This is a genomic window from Vreelandella zhuhanensis (genome assembly GCF_009793355.1).
Classification (GTDB): domain Bacteria; phylum Pseudomonadota; class Gammaproteobacteria; order Pseudomonadales; family Halomonadaceae; genus Vreelandella; species Vreelandella zhuhanensis.
Map to the genome: position 1 here is coordinate 14961 of NZ_WTKP01000013.1, position 17563 is coordinate 32523.

At 56.7% G+C, this 17563-nt stretch carries 16 protein-coding genes; 8 read left to right on the top strand and 8 right to left on the bottom strand.

The genetic code is table 11. From position 1 onward, the window contains the following. Positions 1-25: 25 nt before the first annotated feature. The 3 genes from trmA to GPM19_RS14455 all read right to left on the bottom strand — a co-directional run bounded on the left by trmA (position 26) and on the right by GPM19_RS14455 (position 2699). Positions 26-1141 carry a tRNA (uridine(54)-C5)-methyltransferase TrmA gene (gene trmA / locus GPM19_RS14445; RefSeq protein WP_160419725.1) on the bottom strand — a complete coding sequence of 372 codons (1116 nt, stop codon included), beginning with the start codon at positions 1139-1141 and terminating at the stop codon, positions 26-28. A 120-nt stretch (positions 1142-1261) separates the two neighbouring features. After that, positions 1262-2062, bottom strand: coding sequence for a glutamate racemase (murI, locus tag GPM19_RS14450; protein WP_160419770.1), 801 nt, complete (start codon positions 2060-2062; stop codon positions 1262-1264). Between the two features lie 91 nt (positions 2063-2153). Further along, on the bottom strand, positions 2154-2699 hold the full coding sequence (locus GPM19_RS14455; protein WP_160419726.1) for a hemerythrin domain-containing protein: 546 nt from the start codon (positions 2697-2699) through the stop codon (positions 2154-2156). A 165-nt stretch (positions 2700-2864) separates the two neighbouring features. Here GPM19_RS14455 and GPM19_RS14460 point away from each other — a divergent pair, with 165 nt between their 5' ends. Beyond that, positions 2865-4196, top strand: a complete 1332-nt coding sequence (locus GPM19_RS14460) for a replication-associated recombination protein A (protein ID WP_160419727.1) — start codon at positions 2865-2867, stop codon at positions 4194-4196. A gap of 16 nt (positions 4197-4212) precedes the next feature. Here GPM19_RS14460 and lolA read toward each other — a convergent pair whose 3' ends face one another. Together lolA and GPM19_RS14470 are read right to left on the bottom strand one after the other, a co-directional pair. Next, positions 4213-4863 carry an outer membrane lipoprotein periplasmic chaperone LolA gene (gene lolA / locus GPM19_RS14465; RefSeq protein WP_160419728.1) on the bottom strand — a complete coding sequence of 217 codons (651 nt, stop codon included), beginning with the start codon at positions 4861-4863 and terminating at the stop codon, positions 4213-4215. 214 nt (positions 4864-5077) lie between these two features. Then, on the bottom strand, positions 5078-8146 hold the full coding sequence (locus tag GPM19_RS14470; RefSeq protein WP_227842474.1) for a DNA translocase FtsK: 3069 nt from the start codon (positions 8144-8146) through the stop codon (positions 5078-5080). Positions 8147-8318: 172 nt separating this feature from the next. Here GPM19_RS14470 and aat point away from each other — a divergent pair, with 172 nt between their 5' ends. The 3 genes from aat (at position 8319) to infA (ending at position 10177) form a co-directional block, all read left to right on the top strand. Then, positions 8319-9074: a leucyl/phenylalanyl-tRNA--protein transferase gene (aat, locus tag GPM19_RS14475; protein WP_160419729.1), complete on the top strand. Its 756-nt coding sequence runs from the start codon at positions 8319-8321 to the stop codon at positions 9072-9074. An 18-nt stretch (positions 9075-9092) separates the two neighbouring features. Beyond that, positions 9093-9830 carry an arginyltransferase gene (locus GPM19_RS14480; RefSeq protein ID WP_160419730.1) on the top strand — a complete coding sequence of 246 codons (738 nt, stop codon included), beginning with the start codon at positions 9093-9095 and terminating at the stop codon, positions 9828-9830. Between the two features lie 128 nt (positions 9831-9958). Further along, positions 9959-10177, top strand: coding sequence for a translation initiation factor IF-1 (infA, locus tag GPM19_RS14485; protein WP_007111068.1), 219 nt, complete (start codon positions 9959-9961; stop codon positions 10175-10177). Positions 10178-10271: 94 nt separating this feature from the next. Here the strand turns inward: infA and clpA are convergent, their stop codons facing one another. The 3 genes from clpA to icd all read right to left on the bottom strand — a co-directional run bounded on the left by clpA (position 10272) and on the right by icd (position 14484). Then, on the bottom strand, positions 10272-12548 hold the full coding sequence (gene clpA / locus GPM19_RS14490; protein WP_160419731.1) for an ATP-dependent Clp protease ATP-binding subunit ClpA: 2277 nt from the start codon (positions 12546-12548) through the stop codon (positions 10272-10274). A gap of 134 nt (positions 12549-12682) precedes the next feature. Further along, a complete protein-coding gene (gene clpS / locus GPM19_RS14495) occupies positions 12683-13024 on the bottom strand; it encodes an ATP-dependent Clp protease adapter ClpS (RefSeq protein ID WP_371829370.1) in 342 nt (113 codons plus the stop codon). A 203-nt stretch (positions 13025-13227) separates the two neighbouring features. Next, entirely contained in the window at positions 13228-14484 is a 1257-nt protein-coding gene (gene icd / locus GPM19_RS14500) for an NADP-dependent isocitrate dehydrogenase (RefSeq protein WP_160419732.1), read from the bottom strand. Positions 14485-14620: 136 nt separating this feature from the next. On the opposite strand from icd, the gene GPM19_RS14505 reads away from it, so the two are divergent. From GPM19_RS14505 to hflD, 4 genes are all read left to right on the top strand, one after another. Then, the gene (locus GPM19_RS14505; protein WP_160419733.1) at positions 14621-15205 is read left to right on the top strand and encodes a pseudouridine synthase; all 585 of its coding nucleotides are present in this window, start codon (positions 14621-14623) and stop codon (positions 15203-15205) included. After that, positions 15205-15651 (top strand): NUDIX domain-containing protein, encoded by a 447-nt coding sequence (locus GPM19_RS14510; RefSeq protein WP_160419734.1) that lies wholly within the window; start codon positions 15205-15207, stop codon positions 15649-15651. The genes GPM19_RS14505 and GPM19_RS14510 overlap by 1 nt, the downstream gene beginning before the upstream one ends. 79 nt (positions 15652-15730) lie before the next feature. Next, positions 15731-16873, top strand: a complete 1143-nt coding sequence (mnmA, locus tag GPM19_RS14515) for a tRNA 2-thiouridine(34) synthase MnmA (protein WP_160419735.1) — start codon at positions 15731-15733, stop codon at positions 16871-16873. Continuing rightward, on the top strand, positions 16870-17511 hold the full coding sequence (gene hflD / locus GPM19_RS14520) for a high frequency lysogenization protein HflD (RefSeq protein WP_160419736.1): 642 nt from the start codon (positions 16870-16872) through the stop codon (positions 17509-17511). Before mnmA ends, hflD begins: the two co-directional genes overlap by 4 nt. Positions 17512-17563 lie beyond the last annotated feature (52 nt).

Consider the following 17563-nt stretch of genomic DNA (forward strand, 5'->3'; position numbering starts at 1 on the left):
GCATACCGATCAGGCATCAAGCCCGTCATGCTGTACCATCGATTCGCTGCAGCAGCACGCCACATTCACAATGCTTGGTAAATGGGAACTGGTCAAATAAGGCAAATCGCGTTATTCGGTGAGTGCTCGTCAGTACCTGCAAGTTGTCAAGCAAGGTAGCGGGATTGCATGAAATATAGACAATTCGTTGATATTCGCTAAGTTGCCGACAGCTCTCCTCGTCCAGACCGGCACGCGGCGGGTCCACCAGTACCGTTGAAAATGCATAGGCTTCCAGCGCCATCTCGGCCACCCGCCGACCTTTTTTCTCGCCTTTCAATGCTTGCGAGAACTCCTCTGCGGACATGCGCGCCACCTGAGCGTTACTCACCTGATTGGCTTGCAGGTTGACGTTGGCACTTGCGACTGAAGTACGTGAAATTTCCGTTGCCAATACGCGGCGAAAATTTCCCGCTAACGCCACGGTAAAATTACCATTGCCGCAATAAAGCTCCACCAGATCCGCTGATTCGCTCCCTTGGGTCACCTCAAGCGCCCAGCTCAACATGGCCCGGCATATCTGCGCATTGGGTTGAGTAAAACTATTTTCCACTTGCTGATAAACCAGTTCTCGGCCACCCACTTCCAGCCGTTCCCATACATGGTCATGACTGAGTACCAACCGTTGCTTGCGCGAACGACCGATAATCATGATTCCCAATCGAGCTTCCAGGGCGCGCGCCTGAGCCTCCCAGGCATCCTCCAGCGGGCGGTGGTACACCAGCGTGACTAACGCTTCACCGGAAAGCGTGGTTAGAAATTCCACTTGAAAGAGCTTGCGTCGCAAGACATCGCTTTCCAGAAACGCTTCACGCAACTGAGGCATCAACTCATTGATTCGGCGGCTCGCCACTGGGTATTGATCCATTCGCACGGTGCGTTTGTCTTTGGGGTTTTCCGGATCAACCTCAAACATGGCATAAAATAGATCGTCGCCTTCATGCCAGATGCGAAATTCGCAACGCTGACGGTAATGGCTGGGAGGCGAGGTGAATACCTCAAGCTCGGGGGGCTCGAAACAGGCAAAGTCGTGGATGATCTGCTCACGCTTTTCAGCTAATTGTGCGGTGTAATGTGCGGGGTCAACAACGGGAATAGCCAAAGGAGCTCCTCTCAATGACGGCATGCTAGGTCGGTGTAATGCAAGTCGAATCAATACGGTGAATTAGTCCGCAACGGGCCAATAAAAACGCTTCGTACCTATGGTCGGCCAAGACGGGCATCAGGATATTTGGGGTATGTCCAGCAGATGAAAATCGACAAAGCCGTAGGCGGCAAGCCTGGGCTCAAGTGGCGTAATCGGTGCTGTGGTAAAGCAGCTGCCATCAAGCGGGTGAGTGGCTAGATCCGGGGCTACCTGAGCGACGCGGCGGGCAATCGCCGGGCTGGAATCGATCCAATTCAGAGGGCATGGGGCAAGTTCGACCAACCAGGGCAGCAACAATGGAAAATGGGTGCAGCCAAGTACCACCGCATCCATTGGCGGGGTCTGGCGAGTGGCTTGCCAAATCGGGCTCAAAACGGCGTTGATTCGCGTGGTATTCGGCGCCTTCCCCGTCGCCAAAAGGGTTTCCGCCTCCACGACCAACTCATCGGCAGCGACTCGCGTTACCTGGCAGTCAGAAGCGAAGGCATCGATCAAGCGATGGGTATAAGGCCGAGCGATGGTGGCACTGGTGGCCAGAAGCCCGATGTGATGCGTTCGGCTTGCCTGGGCGGCAGGCTTTATCGCCGGCACCGTCCCCACGACGGGAATGCTCAAATGTTCGCGCAGCTTGCCCAATGCCAGCGTACTGGCGGTATTGCAGGCCACAACCAGTATGCTCGGACGACAGGCATCCACGGCGGCACTGCATACCGCAAGAATGCGCGCAGTCAGCCAGTTATCTTCGCGGGTCCCATAAGGCAACATGGCATTATCACAGGCGTAGCACAGGGCCGCTTCAGGGTTATGAGCGCGCAATTCAGCGACAACGGACAACCCACCGACACCGGAATCAAATATCAGTACCGGCCCGGCCATGGCGCTTTCGACAAGCATCAAAACATCCACTCGGCCCTAAAAACCGCCATGCTACCATGCCTTGATCAGGTGATAACGACTTTAACTTCGCTCAAAAAGATGGGACTTCTGCCTCACGCAACTCCGCGTAAATCTCGGGGTAGGCTTCTTGCAAGCGCTTGAGCGCTTGCTCCGTGCCATCTGGCAGTGTCTTCTTGAGCTGCTGCATTTCTTCTTCATTCAAATGCTCGCGAATCAAGGGAAACAGCTCTTCACGTTCCTGGCGCAGGTAACGACGATGCGTTTCCACATAAGCCTTAAGGTCGGCAGCGAAGCGATCCATCGGCACTATCGCATCCATCAGGATCATGTCGATATCATTGGAAAGACGCTTGAGGCGACCGTGAAGTGCTCGGTAATCTTCCGCCATCTGCTTGCCAAGCTCGGCATATTCGGGCGCCTTGGTTTGAAGATAATCGACGCACACCCGTTCGATCGGCTGGGTAAACCCTTCCATGTAAGACAGGATGTAGTCGACGACTTCCCGCATCAGTTGGAAATTCGGGCGCTCCCCTTTGTCCAGGGTTTTATACTTAAGCTGCAAAACGTGCAGAATACGCGCCATATTGGCATGATCTTGACGTAGTTGACTTAACATCGAATCATCTCCTTTCTCAACTCATGCCGCTCGACTGGCTTCAGCCACTCAGTGACACATAATGCTGATGGTCTGATCGGCGAGTGCCAATGCCTAAGGTAGCCCGCTATGTAGGCTATTACCACAGGCAGCGCCTAAAAAGGCGGTTGTTCTACGGAGTTTCTCATGGATCTTTTTAGTCGCGCCACCCCTCACGACCAAGCACCGCTGGCATTTCGGATGCGCCCGCGCAATATGGACGACTATGTTGGCCAACAAGCTTTGGTCTCAGCCGGAAAACCCCTGCGACGCATGGTGGAAACCGGTGTTATCCGCTCCATGATTCTATGGGGACCACCAGGCGTAGGCAAAACGACCCTGGCCGAGATACTCGCAGCCGAGTCCGGTGCGCATCTGGAGCATCTAAGTGCCGTGATGGCGGGGGTCAAGGAGCTGCGCGCCGTGGTGGAGCGCGCCCAGGCTCTCGCACCCACGCCGGTCCTGCTGTTTCTCGACGAGATTCATCGGCTCAACAAAAGCCAGCAGGATGCCCTCTTGCCCCATGTAGAATCTGGGCTGGTTACCTTGATCGGCGCGACGACCGAGAACCCTTCCTTTGAAGTCAACTCCGCCTTGCTTTCGCGAGCCAGGGTCTATGTGTTGAAGCCGCTGAGTGATACTGAGCTGGTCGAGGTAATGTATCGAGCCTTACATGACCCAGCCCGCGGGCTGGGAAGCAGGTCAATTCAGGTAGATGAAGAGATATTGCGTGTATTGGCGCACGCCAGTGGCGGCGATGCCAGGCGTGCCTTGGGGTTACTTGAAACCGCCTGTGATTTCACTCAACAGCAAAACGGCCGGGAAGTACTTAGCCAAGAGGCGCTGGCCGATGTACTGGGCCATCAGGCTGGCGCCTTTGATAAACAGGGCGATGTCTACTACGACCTGCTTTCGGCGATTCACAAGTCCGTGCGTTCCTCACGTCCGGATGCAGCACTGCTTTACATGGCCCGTTTCATGCAGGGCGGCGGCGACCCTTTGGACGTGGTACGCCGATTGGCAGCCATCGCCTCGGAAGATGTCGGCAATGCCGACCCACGCGCCCTACCCTTGGTCATGGCCGCCTGGGATGCCTATTTACGTTTAGGCGATTACGAGGGCCAGCGCGCCTTGGCTCAGGCGGCGATTCACTTGGCGGTAGCCCCCAAAAGCAACCGTATCGATAGCGCCTGGAAAGCGGCCAATGCCTTTGTCAGGCAACAGCCGCAACTGGAAGTCCCTACGTACTTACGCAATGCCCCAACGGCGCTGATGAAAACCCTAGGGCATGGTCAGGGCTATCGCTACGCTCACAACGAACCCGGAGGCTACCCGGCGGGTAGTGAACATGATTGCTGGCCGGACGCACTACCTCATGAGCAGTTCTACCAGCCAAGCGATTTGGGACAGGAAAAGCGCTTCGCCGAAATTATGGCCTGGCGAGCCAGGCAGGATGACGAAGCGGGTCAAAAAGGGTGAATCACAAGAGATTGAATCAATAGGTGTCGCGAATTACATCGACCCCATCTGGCACGCTAAAAATGAAACGTTCAGGATCAATATAACGGTTGTAGTCGATATCGCTGAAAGTGATGGCCGTGCGCTGACCGGTGCTATCGGTCATCAACAGACGCGTCAAGGTGTCGTCATCGAAGAACATGGTGAGTTCTTCAAACAGGGTATCAGCTCCCATCGGTACCAACGTGAACACATCGCGGCCTTCTTCCCGGTTATGGAACACTTCATAGTTTTCCGTGAGCTCAGAACTACTGCCGGAAAGTAGCAGTGCCGGGGTATGGGTCACACGCTGATCCACTGCCTGAACGGTCACCTGCTCCAGGTCCGGGTCATACATGTACACTTCATCGCCGGTCGAGACCACCACTTGAGAATAAGGCGCTTCCACTTCCCAACGCAGAAGTCCGGGACGAGCCAGCCACATTTCACCTTGCGCTTCCTGGAGGCGTTCACCGGCACTGTCCAGAATCAACTGTTCGAAATCCGCGTGATAGGTTTCCAGCGGGTCGAGACGCTCGGTCAACATTTGCCCGGCATCGGCCCAAGCCATCGGTGCCATCATCACCCCTGCCACTGCCGTGATCAGGGTGGCGTAATGCTTGTATCCCTTCTGGGCGGTTACTTTCATGGCTAACTCCCTTGGCACTCTGTGCCTTGATTATTCAACTGGCTATTCAACGAATCACGTTGAAATCCGAAGACCTTCTCAAGAACTTATTCAGCAATTTGCTCAGTAACTTACTCACTAAGACGACAAAAGCGCCGCCGGGTTTCCTGACCGGCGACGCTTTCACGTTTCATGCACGATTGTCACATGAAAGACTGCTTCATGAGTGACCAGTTTAATGACCCACAGGCGGTGGCGCTAACACTTCCCGCGCGCCATTCGTTCCCATTGAGGTCACCACACCCGCGCTTTCCATGGCTTCCACCAATCTGGCCGCCCGGTTGTAACCGATCTTGAATCGCCTCTGTACTGCGGAAATCGACGCACGCCGGGTTTCCGTCACAAACTGCACGGCTTCATCGTAAAGCGCATCCTTTTCCGCGTCGTCGCCGTCCACACCCTCGGCCTCCAGGCCAGTCAAGGCATCGGCGGAAACCCCTCCTGAAAGAATTTCCTCGACGAATTCCGGTTCGCCGCGCCGCTTCCAGTCATCCACCACGCGATGGACTTCATCATCATCGACAAAGGCACCGTGGATACGATTGGGGGGACCTGAGCCCGCAGGCAAATACAGCATGTCACCATGGCCCAGCAAGCTTTCCGCCCCGCCCTGATCCAGGATGGTGCGCGAATCGATCCGCGACGACACCTGAAATGCCATGCGCGATGGAATGTTGGCCTTGATCAAGCCGGTTACTACGTCCACCGAGGGGCGCTGCGTGGCCAGAATCAGATGTATCCCGGCGGCACGTGCTTTTTGTGCCAGCCGTGCAATGAGCTCTTCGACCTTCTTGCCCACGATCATGAACATGTCGGCGAACTCATCAATCACCACCACGATATACGGCAGTTTCTCAAGAATCGGCGGCGTCTGGTGCATTTCCCAGGGCTGAGGCTCCCATAAGGGATCCGCCACCTGGGCACCGGCTTGCTTGGCTTCGTCCAGGCGCGCATTGAAACCCGCAATGTTGCGCACGCCCATGGCCGCCATCAACTTGTAGCGTCGCTCCATTTCTGCCACACACCAGCGCAGGGCATTGGCCGCTTCCTTCATGTCGGTGACCACCGGCGCCAGCAAATGCGGTATGCCGTCATAAACCGACAGTTCCAGCATCTTGGGGTCGACCATGATCAGCTTGAGCTCATCCGGGGTGGCTTTGAGCAACATGGAAATCAACATGGCATTGACCCCGACGGATTTACCCGAGCCCGTGGTGCCGGCGACCAAAAGGTGTGGCATCTTCCCAAGGTTGGCGACAACCGGTCCACCGCCGATGTCCTGGCCCAACGCCATGGTCAACGGGGAGGTTTCCTGTTGATAGCGCTCGGAGTCGATCACTTCGCGCAGGCGGATCATCGCCCGGTGCGGGTTGGGAATTTCGATCCCCACCGTGGGTCGCCCTGGAATCACCTCCACCACGCGCACGCTCTTTACCATCAAGGAGCGTGCCAGATCCTTGGCCAGGTTGCTGATTTTGGAAACCTTGACCCCGGCGGCGGGCTTGATTTCAAAACGGGTAATCACCGGCCCAGGCCAGGTATCCACCACTTCGGCCTTGACCCCGTATTCCCGCAGCCTGACCTCCAGCAGCTCGGCCATATCCGCCAGTTGCTGCTCGGTGTAGTTGGGCTGGTGCGGCGTCGGTGGGGTGAGCAATCGCAGGCTGGGCAGCTCACCTTCAGGCTCGGGCATATCTTCAAATACCGGACGCTGACTCTGCAGGTGCTCTACGGTCCATAGCGCCGGCTCATCCCCGCTATTCGCCGTTGGCGCTACCTCTTCCGGGGCCTCTCGCTCGGGCGATTCGGGAATGGAAACCTCGGGAGGAGACACATGGCGCTCTTCCTGGCGTGGCTCCTCAGGCGGCTTCTCTCGCGGTGCTGCCGGAGTTTGCCGAAAAGTGGGCAGGGGCTCAGGCTCCTCGTCGTCCCATACCGGTTCGGGTACCACTTCCGGGACCCTCTCGCGTTCCAAGGGTTTTTCTGGGATATCGGCTGGCGGAAGTGGCGCCTCTGCAGGCGGAGATACTGAAGCTGGCTGTGGCGCGGGCGCGGGCGCTGGCTTAAGCTCCGGTTCAGGCTTAAGTTCTGGCTCTGCTGGCACAGGGTCCGGCTCGACCGCTTGCTGTTGTTCTTTTTTGGGTTCGGATTCCTGCGGGGTAGCAGGTTCATTGTCAGGCTCGGCCGTCCATGCCGATAGGCTAGGCTCCTTGCGTGACGAAACCGGCTCAGGCTTGACTACCGGCGCCGGCTTGAGCGTTTCTTCTTCGGTTGCCTCCCAAGGAATCGTTGTTTCCTTTGCCGATTGCTCCCCTTCTGCCGCTCGCACCCCCTCATTCGAGCCGGCCGCAGTGCCAAGGCTGGGTTCACGGCGGCTTGCAGTGCTGGCACTAGGGTTGTCCTGAGAGGATGGCGTAACGGGACTTTCCGGCGCAGCCTGGCGTACGGCGTCATTCTTGCTAGCCGCCGTTTCAGCTGTGGCACCCTCGGCAGCAAAAGCTGAGTGATGCGCTGGTTTGGCCGGGCGATTGTTGCGTTTTGCTTTCAACCAACCACCCAAACGATAGGCCTGGCTACCCAGCTTGTCGGCAACCGTTAACCAGGACATGCCGGTAAACAGCGGAAAACCGCTCAAGATGAATGCCACCGCTACCAGGCCGACACCGCCACTGCCCAGCAACGGCAATAGAGCACTGACCAGTCCTTCGCCGAGAATCCCGCCGGAAGCATAAGGCAGAGAGCTTTCCGGGTGATAGAAATGCAAGGCCCCGAGCGTGGTCGTGCCCAGAATCAGCAACAGCAAGCCGCCGGCATGTACCGCAATCGACACCGGGTCCACGTCGAAACGTACCTGCCGGGAACGAATCAACCACCAGGCCGCAAACCCCAGCATGCCAGGCCACCAAAGCGCACTGGCGCCGAATAGTGAATACAGCACATCGGCAAGCCAGGCGCCAATGCTACCCATCCAGTTTTCGACCGCCGTTTCCGGGCCACGATGCGACCAACCAGGATCCGTGGATTGATAACTGAACAATGCCAACAGGAGGAAGGTACATAATGCCAGCAATACCACCACCACACCTTCGCGTACGGAGCCTTGCAACTTCAACCCCATACGGCGCGCCTTTTCCCTGGCGGCATTGACCCGCGGTGAAGCCACCTTACTTTGTGGCTTGCGCTGGGTACCGCCACGTCCGGTTGATTGTCCAGTCCGCCTGTTTGCAGCTTTATCGAGTTTCAAGCGACCTCTCCCTTTGCACCCAGAGGGTGTCTTTATACTCTGTCTTTCATACTCAGGCTTTCTACAAGTTCTTTATACGCGAACTTCATACTCTGTTGCGAGAATGCATCATACCGAGCATCCTGAGCTCGTCACAGGGCTTCTCGCGAACCATCACCGACAGGAATTGGCAATGTTACCTTGGTTACCCTCCGCTCATGCTGCTTTCCCGCCTGTTGCCCTGGCGATGGACTCGCCTAACGGTTTACTCGCTGCAGGTGGAGAGCTTACCCCGGCGTGGCTGGTACAAGCCTACCGACAAGGTATCTTCCCTTGGTATAGTGAAGGTGACCCCATTTTATGGTGGAGCCCCAACCCCCGGATGGTCTTGTTGCCCGGGGACTTCAAATGTCGACGCAGCTTGGCCAAGCGTTTGCGTAACGGTGGGTTCAGCATCAGCGTAAACCAACATTTTCATGAGGTGGTTGACGCCTGTGCGGCGCCTCGGCGGGGTGAGCCCGGCACCTGGATCACCGCCGAGATGAAAGCCGCCTATGCTCGGTTGCACAGCTTGGGTATCGCTCATAGCATCGAGGCGCATCACAACCAGCGCTTGGTGGGTGGCTTGTATGGTCTGGCGATGGGGCCGGTCTTTTTCGGAGAATCGATGTTTTCTCATGTGCCGGATGCCTCCAAAGTGGCTCTGGCGCACTTGGCCGACGCCATGCTCAGACAGGGAGGCAACTTGATTGACTGTCAAATGCACACCCCGCATCTGGCCAGTTTGGGGGCAACGACTATCGCTCGCCCGACGTTCATCAACTATCTTGAAAACTGGTTGCCCGATAACGCTTTCGAGGTAACCAATCAACCTGATAACCCCCCTGTGGTTCCTCCATCACCTTGGCTCGATGCTATCGGCCGCACTGATGACGAAGGCACCAGCTAATTCACAAGGAGGCAAGCCGTGAGCAGTAACGCTCCCCGGAAGCCGGTGCGGGATTTGCGCTTCTTCCTCACCGTGCCCCATGCCTGTAGCTACCTCGAAGACCGGGAAGCCACTACGTTGTTTCTCGACCCCCAGGAATCGCCAGTACCGGGTGTTTACGATTCGCTTTCATTGCTCGGTTTTCGTCGCAGTGGCCGCCATCTATATCGGCCTCATTGCGATGGCTGCAATGCGTGTCGTTCCGTTCGCATTCCCGTGGATAAATTCACTCCCAACCGCACCCAACGCAAACTGCAACAGCGCAACCAGGACGTGACCGTCACGCTAAAGCCCGCTCGCTTCGAGCCTGCGCATTACGCACTGTATGCCGCCTATGTCGGCCAGCGCCATGCCGATGGCGACATGTACCCCCCCAGCGAAGAGCAATACCGTACATTTTTAACGCTGAACGAATCTTATGCCCAGTTGATGGAAATGCATTGTGGCGATGCCTTGGTGGCCGTCGCCGCCTTCGACCAGCTGGAGCACGGGTTATCGGCGATTTATACCTTTTTCGCCACGGAACCCGCCTATGAGCGTCGTTCCCTAGGTACCTTTGCCATTCTCAAGCTGATCGAGCTGGCTCAGAAAAAACAATTACCCCATCTATACTTGGGTTACTGGATCGAAGAATGTCGCAAGATGCGCTACAAACAGACTTTTTCGCCGCTGGAAGTGCTCGACGGTCGTCATTGGCGACAATTAATCCTCCAATGAGCACGGCTTTTTTGCCTTGACGACGGGCTTACGGCACAATATAGCGCTGTTTCCCGGCGTGCTGATAATTCAGCTCGCCAGAAGACCTCTGAATGTCTCTGTTTTTTATCAAGTGAGGAACTGCCTATATGGCACGCGAAGATCATATTGAAATGGAAGGCGTCATCGTCGATACCCTTCCCAACACCATGTTTCGTGTCGAGCTGGAAAACGGCCACGTGGTCACGGCACATATCTCTGGCAAAATGCGCAAGAACTACATTCGCATTCTGACCGGCGACAAGGTCAAGGTAGAACTGACGCCTTACGACCTGTCCAAGGGACGTATCGTCTACCGCTCACGCTGAGCCGCCCCCTCCTGTCGACGGATTCTCCCCCGCCAGACACAACAACGCCCCGTCCATGGACAGGGCGCTGTCTTTTAGCGTCCGCTAACCCCGTTTAGGGCGCGTCAGCCATTTCCGACTCGGTGGAGAGTGTCAGCTCGTTATCTTCCAGGCCGATATGCACAATCCCGCCGTGCTCGGCAAGCTCGCCGAACAGGATCATTTCGGCCAGAGGCTTCTTGAGTTTTTCCTGAATCAGCCGAGCCATCGGCCGTGCACCCATATCCGGGTCATAGCCTTTTTCCGCCAGCCAATCACGCGCTGCAGCATCCACGTCCAGCTGGACGCGTTTCTCGTCCAACTGCGCCTGCAGTTCGATCAGGAACTTGTCGACCACGTTGCGCACCACCGAGGTAGGCAAGGAATGGAACTGAATGATGCTATCCAGACGGTTGCGGAACTCGGGTGAGAACGTCTTGCGAATGACTTCCATTGCATCGGTGGAATGATCCTGATGCTGGAAACCGATCGAACGGCGGGCTGCCTGTTCGGCCCCGGCATTCGAGGTCATTATCACGATGACATGGCGGAAATCTGCTTCACGACCGTTATTGTCGGTCAGGCGACCGTGGTCCATGACCTGCAGCAGCAGATTGAAGACCTCGGGATGCGCCTTTTCGACCTCATCCAGCAACAACACGCAATGCGGCTGCTTGGTGATGGCTTCGGTGAGCAAACCGCCCTGGTCGTACCCCACATAGCCTGGGGGTGCGCCTATCAAGCGAGAGACCGTATGGCGCTCCATGTACTCGGACATATCAAAACGTACCAGTTCGATACCCATGATATGGGCCAACTGCCTGGCCACTTCGGTTTTGCCCACACCGGTCGGACCGGCAAACAGGAAGCTGCCCACTGGCTTGTCGGGAGATTTGAGTCCGGCACGCGAGAGCTTGATCGCCGCTGCCAGGCTGTCGATCGCTTCATCCTGGCCGAATACCAGCATTTTCAAGTCACGGTCGAGTTTTTCCAGCAACTTGCGATCCGAACTGGAAACGCTCTTCGGTGGAATACGGGCAATCGATGCCACGACGGCCTCGACTTGATCCACGTCGATGGTATCAGCGCGCACTTCCGGAGGAAGCATGCGCTGATGCGCACCAGCTTCGTCAATCACATCAATGGCCTTATCGGGCAAATGACGGTCATTGATATAACGATCAGCCAGACGCGCCGCACTTTCCAGGGCACTGTCGGTGTACTTCAGCTGATGATGCTCTTCAAAGCGTGAACGCAGCCCCTTGAGAATGCGAATGGTGTCGTCCACTGACGGCGCCATTACATCCACCTTCTGGAAGCGCCGGGCAAGCGCTCGATCTTTCTCGAAAATCCCGCGGAATTCCTGAAAGGTAGTCGACCCGATGCAACGTAGATCACCGGAAGACAACAACGGCTTGAGCAGATTCGAGGCATCCATCACCCCACCGGAAGCGGCACCCGCCCCGATGACCGTATGAATTTCATCGATAAACAGCACGGCATGGGGTTGCTTCTTGAGCTCGCCCAACAGACTCTTCAAGCGTTTTTCGAAATCACCACGATATTTGGTACCGGCAAGTAATGCGCCCATATCCAGCGCATAAACCACGGCATCAGCGATCACATCGGGGACATCTTCTTCCACGATCCGCTTGGCCAATCCTTCGGCGATGGCCGTCTTGCCCACGCCGGCCTCACCCACCAATAATGGGTTGTTTTTGCGCCGACGGGCGAGAATCTGGACCACCCGCTCAAGCTCATGGTCACGGCCGATCAAAGGATCTATCTTGCCCAGCCGGGCCTGTTCGTTGAGGTTGGTGGCATAACCGGTAAGCGGATGTGCCGCTCCATCCGCCGTACCTTCTTCGGCATCTTCCGCTTCGGGGGAAGGCTGTGAAGGCGAGGGGCCATGACCGGCCACCTTGGAAATGCCATGAGCGATATAATTTACCGCATCCACGCGAGCAACGTTCTGTTGCTTGAGGAAGTATACCGCCTGGCTTTCCTGCTCGGAGAAGATCGCGACCAGCACATTGGCCCCATTCACTTCACTTTTACCGGAAGATTGCACATGAAAAACGGCACGTTGCAAAACGCGCTGAAAGCCCAGTGTTGGCTGAGTTTCTCGATCTCCCTGGTCATCAGGAATCAACGGCGTGGTCGAATTGATGAAGTCCTGTAAGTCGGACCGCAATTTATCGAGATTCGCCCCGCAGGCCTTCAGCACATCCGCAGCGGAAGCGTTATCCAGAAGCGCCAGCAGCAGGTGTTCAACGGTCATGAACTCGTGGCGCTTGGAGCGTGCCACGGTAAAGGCCGTGTTCAGGGTCATTTCAAGTTCTTTACTAAGCATGGCAGTCCCCTTTTGGCTACCTAGGACTCGTCGCCCCCTAGGGCTTGCGTCGAATCTGTGTCGCCTGACATCTTCAACATCAGGTACAAAGCGCGTGGTTGCAAGTATCGTCGCCAATTTTTTGGTCGATGTCGTCAATCAGTGGCTTCGATATCGCACATCAATGGATGTTCGCACTCACGAGCGTACTCGTTGACCTGATAACTTTTGGTTTCGGCGATATCTCGGGTAAATACACCGCAAGTCGCCTTGCCTTGGGTATGCACCGCCAACATTACTTGTACGGCGGATTCATTATCCATATGAAAAAAGCTTTGCAGTACTTCCACTACAAATTCCATGGGCGTGTAGTCATCGTTATGCAATATGACTTTATAAAGAGGCGGTTGCGCCAATGCCGGTTCAGCCGTCTGAACCGTTACGTCGTCACCTTCTTCCGGTTGCCCGGGACGCGTCATTCCCGCCACTTCCAGCATTGATTCCCTACCTGCACTCATTCTGGTTACATTGAACATAAAAGGCACTGTCGATTTACTCAAGTCAGACTGGCGCGGATCTCTCAACGCTATAAGACGTCACCAAGACTCAAGGGTTCATTGAATTTCCAATTCAGCATAGCGTAAAACGCAAAAACCCCCGCCCGCAGGCGCGGGCGAGGGTTTTTGCCAGCGACAATAAATTACATATTGTCAGCGACAGCCTGGCCAAACTCGGAGCATTTCAGCAGCTTGGCATCATCCATCAGGCGATGGAAGTCATAGGTGACTTCGCCCTTGGAAATGGCTTTTTCAACACCCTTGAGCACCAGGTCAGCGGCTTCGACCCAACCCATGTGACGCAGCATCATTTCGGCGGAGAGAATCAGCGAGCCCGGGTTGACCTTGTCCTGGCCGGCATACTTCGGCGCGGTGCCGTGAGTCGCCTCGAACATGGCCACGTCATCGGACAGGTTGGCGCCCGGGGCGATACCGATACCGCCCACTTCCGCCGCCAGAGCGTCGGAGAGGTAATCACCGTTCAGGTTCAGGGTGGCGATGACGTCATACTCGGCCGGACGCAGCAGGATTTGCTGCAGCATGGCGTCGGCGATCACGTCCTTGACCACGATATTCTTGCCGGTCTTGGGGTTCTTGAACTGCATCCAGGGGCCGCCGTCGAGCAGTTCGGCACCGAATTCGTTCTTGGCAAGCTCATAGCCCCAATCCTTGAAGGCACCTTCGGTGAACTTCATGATGTTGCCCTTGTGCACCAGGGTCAGCGACTCACGGTCGTTGTCCACAGTGTACTGCAGGGCCTGACGCACCAGACGCTCGGTACCTTCCTTGGAAACCGGCTTGACACCGATACCGCAGTCTTGCGGGAAGCGAATGTTGGTAACACCCATTTCTTCACGCAGGAACTTGATGACCTTGTCGGCTTCCGGGGTACCTGCCTTCCACTCGATACCGGCATAGATGTCTTCGGAGTTTTCACGAAAGATCACCATGTCGACATCGGCCGGCTTCTTGACCGGGCTGGGCACGCCTTCGAACCAACGTACCGGACGCTGGCAGACATACAGGTCGAGTTTCTGGCGCAGGGCCACGTTCAAGGAACGAATGCCGCCACCTACCGGCGTGGTCAGCGGTCCCTTGATGGAAACCACGTAATCCTTCACTGCTTGCAGAGTTTCTTCGGGCAGCCAGGTATCAGGTGTGTATACCTGAGTGGCTTTTTCACCGGCGTAAACTTCCATCCAGTGAATCTTGCGCTCGCCGTTATAAGCCTTCTGTACGGCAGCGTCGATGGCAATTTTCATGGCCGGCGTGACGTCGGCGCCGATGCCGTCACCTTCGATGAACGGGATGATCGGTTCATTCGGCACATTCAAGCTGGTGTCGGCATTGACGGTGATCTTTTCGCCGCTGTCAGGAACGACAATTTTCTGAAAACCCATAGAGAACTCCCCTGTTTGGTCTGTTCGTTGGAGCGCGAAGTATAGCATCTCACCCGCGCTGCGGAGTAGCCTTAGCACAGTCAACCGGTCTAAAGTCGGCCACTACTATAGTTTAACCAAGGGTCATCCAACCCCCATGAGCGACCTGTATTTACTGCATAAACCTTATCGCGTTCTGTCCCAGTTCAGTGACCGCGAAGGCCGCCGCACCCTTTCTGAATTCATTGATATAAAAGATATTTACCCTGCAGGTCGCCTCGATTACGACTCAGAAGGGCTGCTTTTGCTCAGCGCTGACGGCGGGCTGATTCACCGCATCGCGCATCCTCGCCATAAACAGCCTAAAACCTACTGGGTCCAGGTAGAGGGCTGCCCGGATGAAACGGCACTACAAGCATTGCGTAAAGGTATTACCTTGAAGGATGGACCGACTCGCCCGGCCAAAGTGCGCCTGATGTCACCCCCTGCCTTCCCCGAACGCGACCCGCCCATCGACCCCCGGCGGCATCCCGACACCGCCTGGCTGGAGCTTACGATCAGTGAAGGCCGCAACCGTCAGGTAAGGCGCATGACCGCCCACGTCGGTTTTCCGACACTCCGTTTGATCAGAGCCGCCATCGGCGCTTGGCGACTGGATGACCTGGCGCCGGGAGAGTGGCGTCGAGAGACCTTGCATGCCCCCCAGCCTGCCACACCACGTTCACGCACTAAGAGGTCCTGATGGAACGTTATTCTCCGCACGTGACGGTCGCCTGCGTCATCGAACGTCAGGGACGCTACCTGATGGTCGAGGAAGATCGTGGCGGCCCGCTCACATGCTTCAATCAACCGGCGGGGCATGTGGAGCCCGGCGAAGGCCCCATGGCGGCCATCAGGCGTGAGGTGGAAGAGGAAACCGCCTGGCAAATTCAGTTGACCGGCTACCTGGGGTTGTATGTGTTTCAAAGCGCGGAGGGCTTGACGTTTTACAGCCATGGTTTCGCGGCCCAGCCCAAGACGTACCTAGCCACACCCCTTGACGGCGACATTCACGCCACCCATTGGTTGACACTCGAAGAACTGGCTGCTCATGAGCATGCGCAGCGGTTGCGCAGCCCCCTGGTCATGCAGCGCTTGCATGACATGCGTGCCGGGCGCCTCTTTCCGCTGAGCGTTATCCACGAGTAACCGCGCAACACTCGAAGCGATGTGGCCGCATCGTGTATAATCGCCAGCCATCTGCAGACCACTTCAACCGAGGATGGCAATGACATCCACCACTGGCAAGGTGATCGTCGGCATGTCCGGCGGCGTCGACTCTTCCGTGTCCGCCCTGTTGCTGTTGCAGCAGGGCTATCACGTCGAAGGCCTGTTCATGAAGAACTGGGACGAGGACGACGGCACCGAGTACTGTACGGCCAAGGACGATCTCGCCGATGCCCAAGCGGTATGCGACAAGCTTGGCATTCCCTTGCATACGGCCAATTTTGCTGCCGAATACTGGGATAATGTCTTCGAGCACTTTCTCGCCGAGTACAAGGCCGGGCGCACGCCCAATCCCGATATCCTGTGCAATCGCGAAATCAAGTTCAAAGTATTTATCGAATACGCCGAAATGCTGGGAGCCGAGAAGATCGCCACCGGCCACTATGTTCGACAAGGACAGGTGCGTCAGGGGCTGGCAAGCCAAGGCACGGACGAGGTTCGCCCCCGCCTGCTCAAGGGACTCGACCCCAACAAGGATCAGAGTTATTTTCTGCACGCCGTGCCCGAAGCAGCTATCGCCAGAACTCTGTTCCCGGTGGGCGAGCTGGAAAAACCCGCGGTACGTGAGCTTGCCGAACGTCATGACTTGGTGACGGCCAAGAAGAAGGATTCCACCGGCATCTGCTTTATCGGCGAGCGCCGCTTTCGTGACTTTCTGCAACAGTACCTGCCCGCACAACCGGGCAAGATCGAAACGCCCGATGGCCAGGTGATCGGTGAGCACATGGGGCTGATGTACTACACCTTGGGCCAACGCCAGGGCCTGGGCATTGGCGGTCTGGCCGATTACTCGGAAGACCCCTGGTACGTGGCGGTCAAGGACCTTGAACGCAATGTACTGGTGGCCGTTCAAGGCAAGCATCACCCCCTGCTCTATACCGATTCATTGGCGACCGAAGCCATGGACTGGATTGCCGGCAAGCCTCCCGTTCACAAGGGGCGTTTCACCGCCAAGACCCGCTATCGCCAGAACGATGTACCCTGCATGCTACGTACCCGCGACGATGGCGGTGTCGAGGTACATTTCGACACCCCGCAACGCGCCGTCACTCCCGGGCAATCACTGGTCATCTATGATGGTGAAATATGCTTGGGTGGCGGTGTGATTCGAGATACCTGGAATGCCCTGGAGTCAATCGCATGAATTCTCCCACTCCGATTCATCGCGCTCCTGATTCCCCGGCAACGCGTCAGGCGCTGGCATTGGCCGGCGTCTTCCAGGCAGCCAGCCTGGTCGATGAACTGGCACACACCGGCCAGGTCGACCAACGTGCCTGGGATACCCTGATTCGCGCCACCGTCGACACCAACCCGGAAAGTTTCGAAGCGATCTACGGCGGTCACCCCAATAACCTGCGGCGCGGCCTGGAAACACTCGAAGCCCTGGTCGGTCGCAAGCAAGCCAATCCGGTGGTGCTGCGCTACGGCTTTTCGCTGTTACTGCTAACCAACAAACTGCGCGCCAACACCGATATGCTCGACTCCCTGGGCCGGAAGCTCAGTCATATTCAAGGCCAGGCCAACCATTTCGGCGCTACTCATGAAAATGTGATTGCCAGCCTGGGCGAGGCCTACCAGGAAACCATTTCCACCTTCAAGACCCGCATTGTGGTGCAGGGCGACCCCTCTCTATTGCAGACCCGCATGATGCCCGAGCGGGTGCGTGCCTGTTTGCTTTCCGGCATTCGCTTCGGCCTCCTGTGGCATCAGCAAGGCGGCCGTCGCTGGAAGCTGATATTCCAGCGCAAGGCCCTGCGCACCGCCCTGGATAGCTTGAGCTGAGTGCCCGTCACGTCTGTAGCCATACCCGCGCCGACCTCTTCGCCGCTTAACT

Bases quoted from the DNA above. Each gene is read 5' to 3' on its own strand.
- murI (WP_160419770.1), bottom strand. From the start codon at position 2,062: ATGGCCGGGCCGGTACTGATATTTGATTCCGGTGTCGGTGGGTTGTCC.
- GPM19_RS14455 (WP_160419726.1), bottom strand. From the start codon at position 2,699: ATGTTAAGTCAACTACGTCAAGATCATGCCAATATGGCGCGTATTCTG.
- GPM19_RS14460 (WP_160419727.1), top strand. From the start codon at position 2,865: ATGGATCTTTTTAGTCGCGCCACCCCTCACGACCAAGCACCGCTGGCA.
- lolA (WP_160419728.1), bottom strand. From the start codon at position 4,863: ATGAAAGTAACCGCCCAGAAGGGATACAAGCATTACGCCACCCTGATC.
- aat (WP_160419729.1), top strand. From the start codon at position 8,319: ATGTTACCTTGGTTACCCTCCGCTCATGCTGCTTTCCCGCCTGTTGCC.
- infA (WP_007111068.1), top strand. From the start codon at position 9,959: ATGGCACGCGAAGATCATATTGAAATGGAAGGCGTCATCGTCGATACC.
- clpA (WP_160419731.1), bottom strand. From the start codon at position 12,548: ATGCTTAGTAAAGAACTTGAAATGACCCTGAACACGGCCTTTACCGTG.
- clpS (WP_371829370.1), bottom strand. From the start codon at position 13,024: ATGCTGGAAGTGGCGGGAATGACGCGTCCCGGGCAACCGGAAGAAGGT.
- icd (WP_160419732.1), bottom strand. From the start codon at position 14,484: ATGGGTTTTCAGAAAATTGTCGTTCCTGACAGCGGCGAAAAGATCACC.
- GPM19_RS14505 (WP_160419733.1), top strand. From the start codon at position 14,621: ATGAGCGACCTGTATTTACTGCATAAACCTTATCGCGTTCTGTCCCAG.
- GPM19_RS14510 (WP_160419734.1), top strand. From the start codon at position 15,205: ATGGAACGTTATTCTCCGCACGTGACGGTCGCCTGCGTCATCGAACGT.
- mnmA (WP_160419735.1), top strand. From the start codon at position 15,731: ATGACATCCACCACTGGCAAGGTGATCGTCGGCATGTCCGGCGGCGTC.
- hflD (WP_160419736.1), top strand. From the start codon at position 16,870: ATGAATTCTCCCACTCCGATTCATCGCGCTCCTGATTCCCCGGCAACG.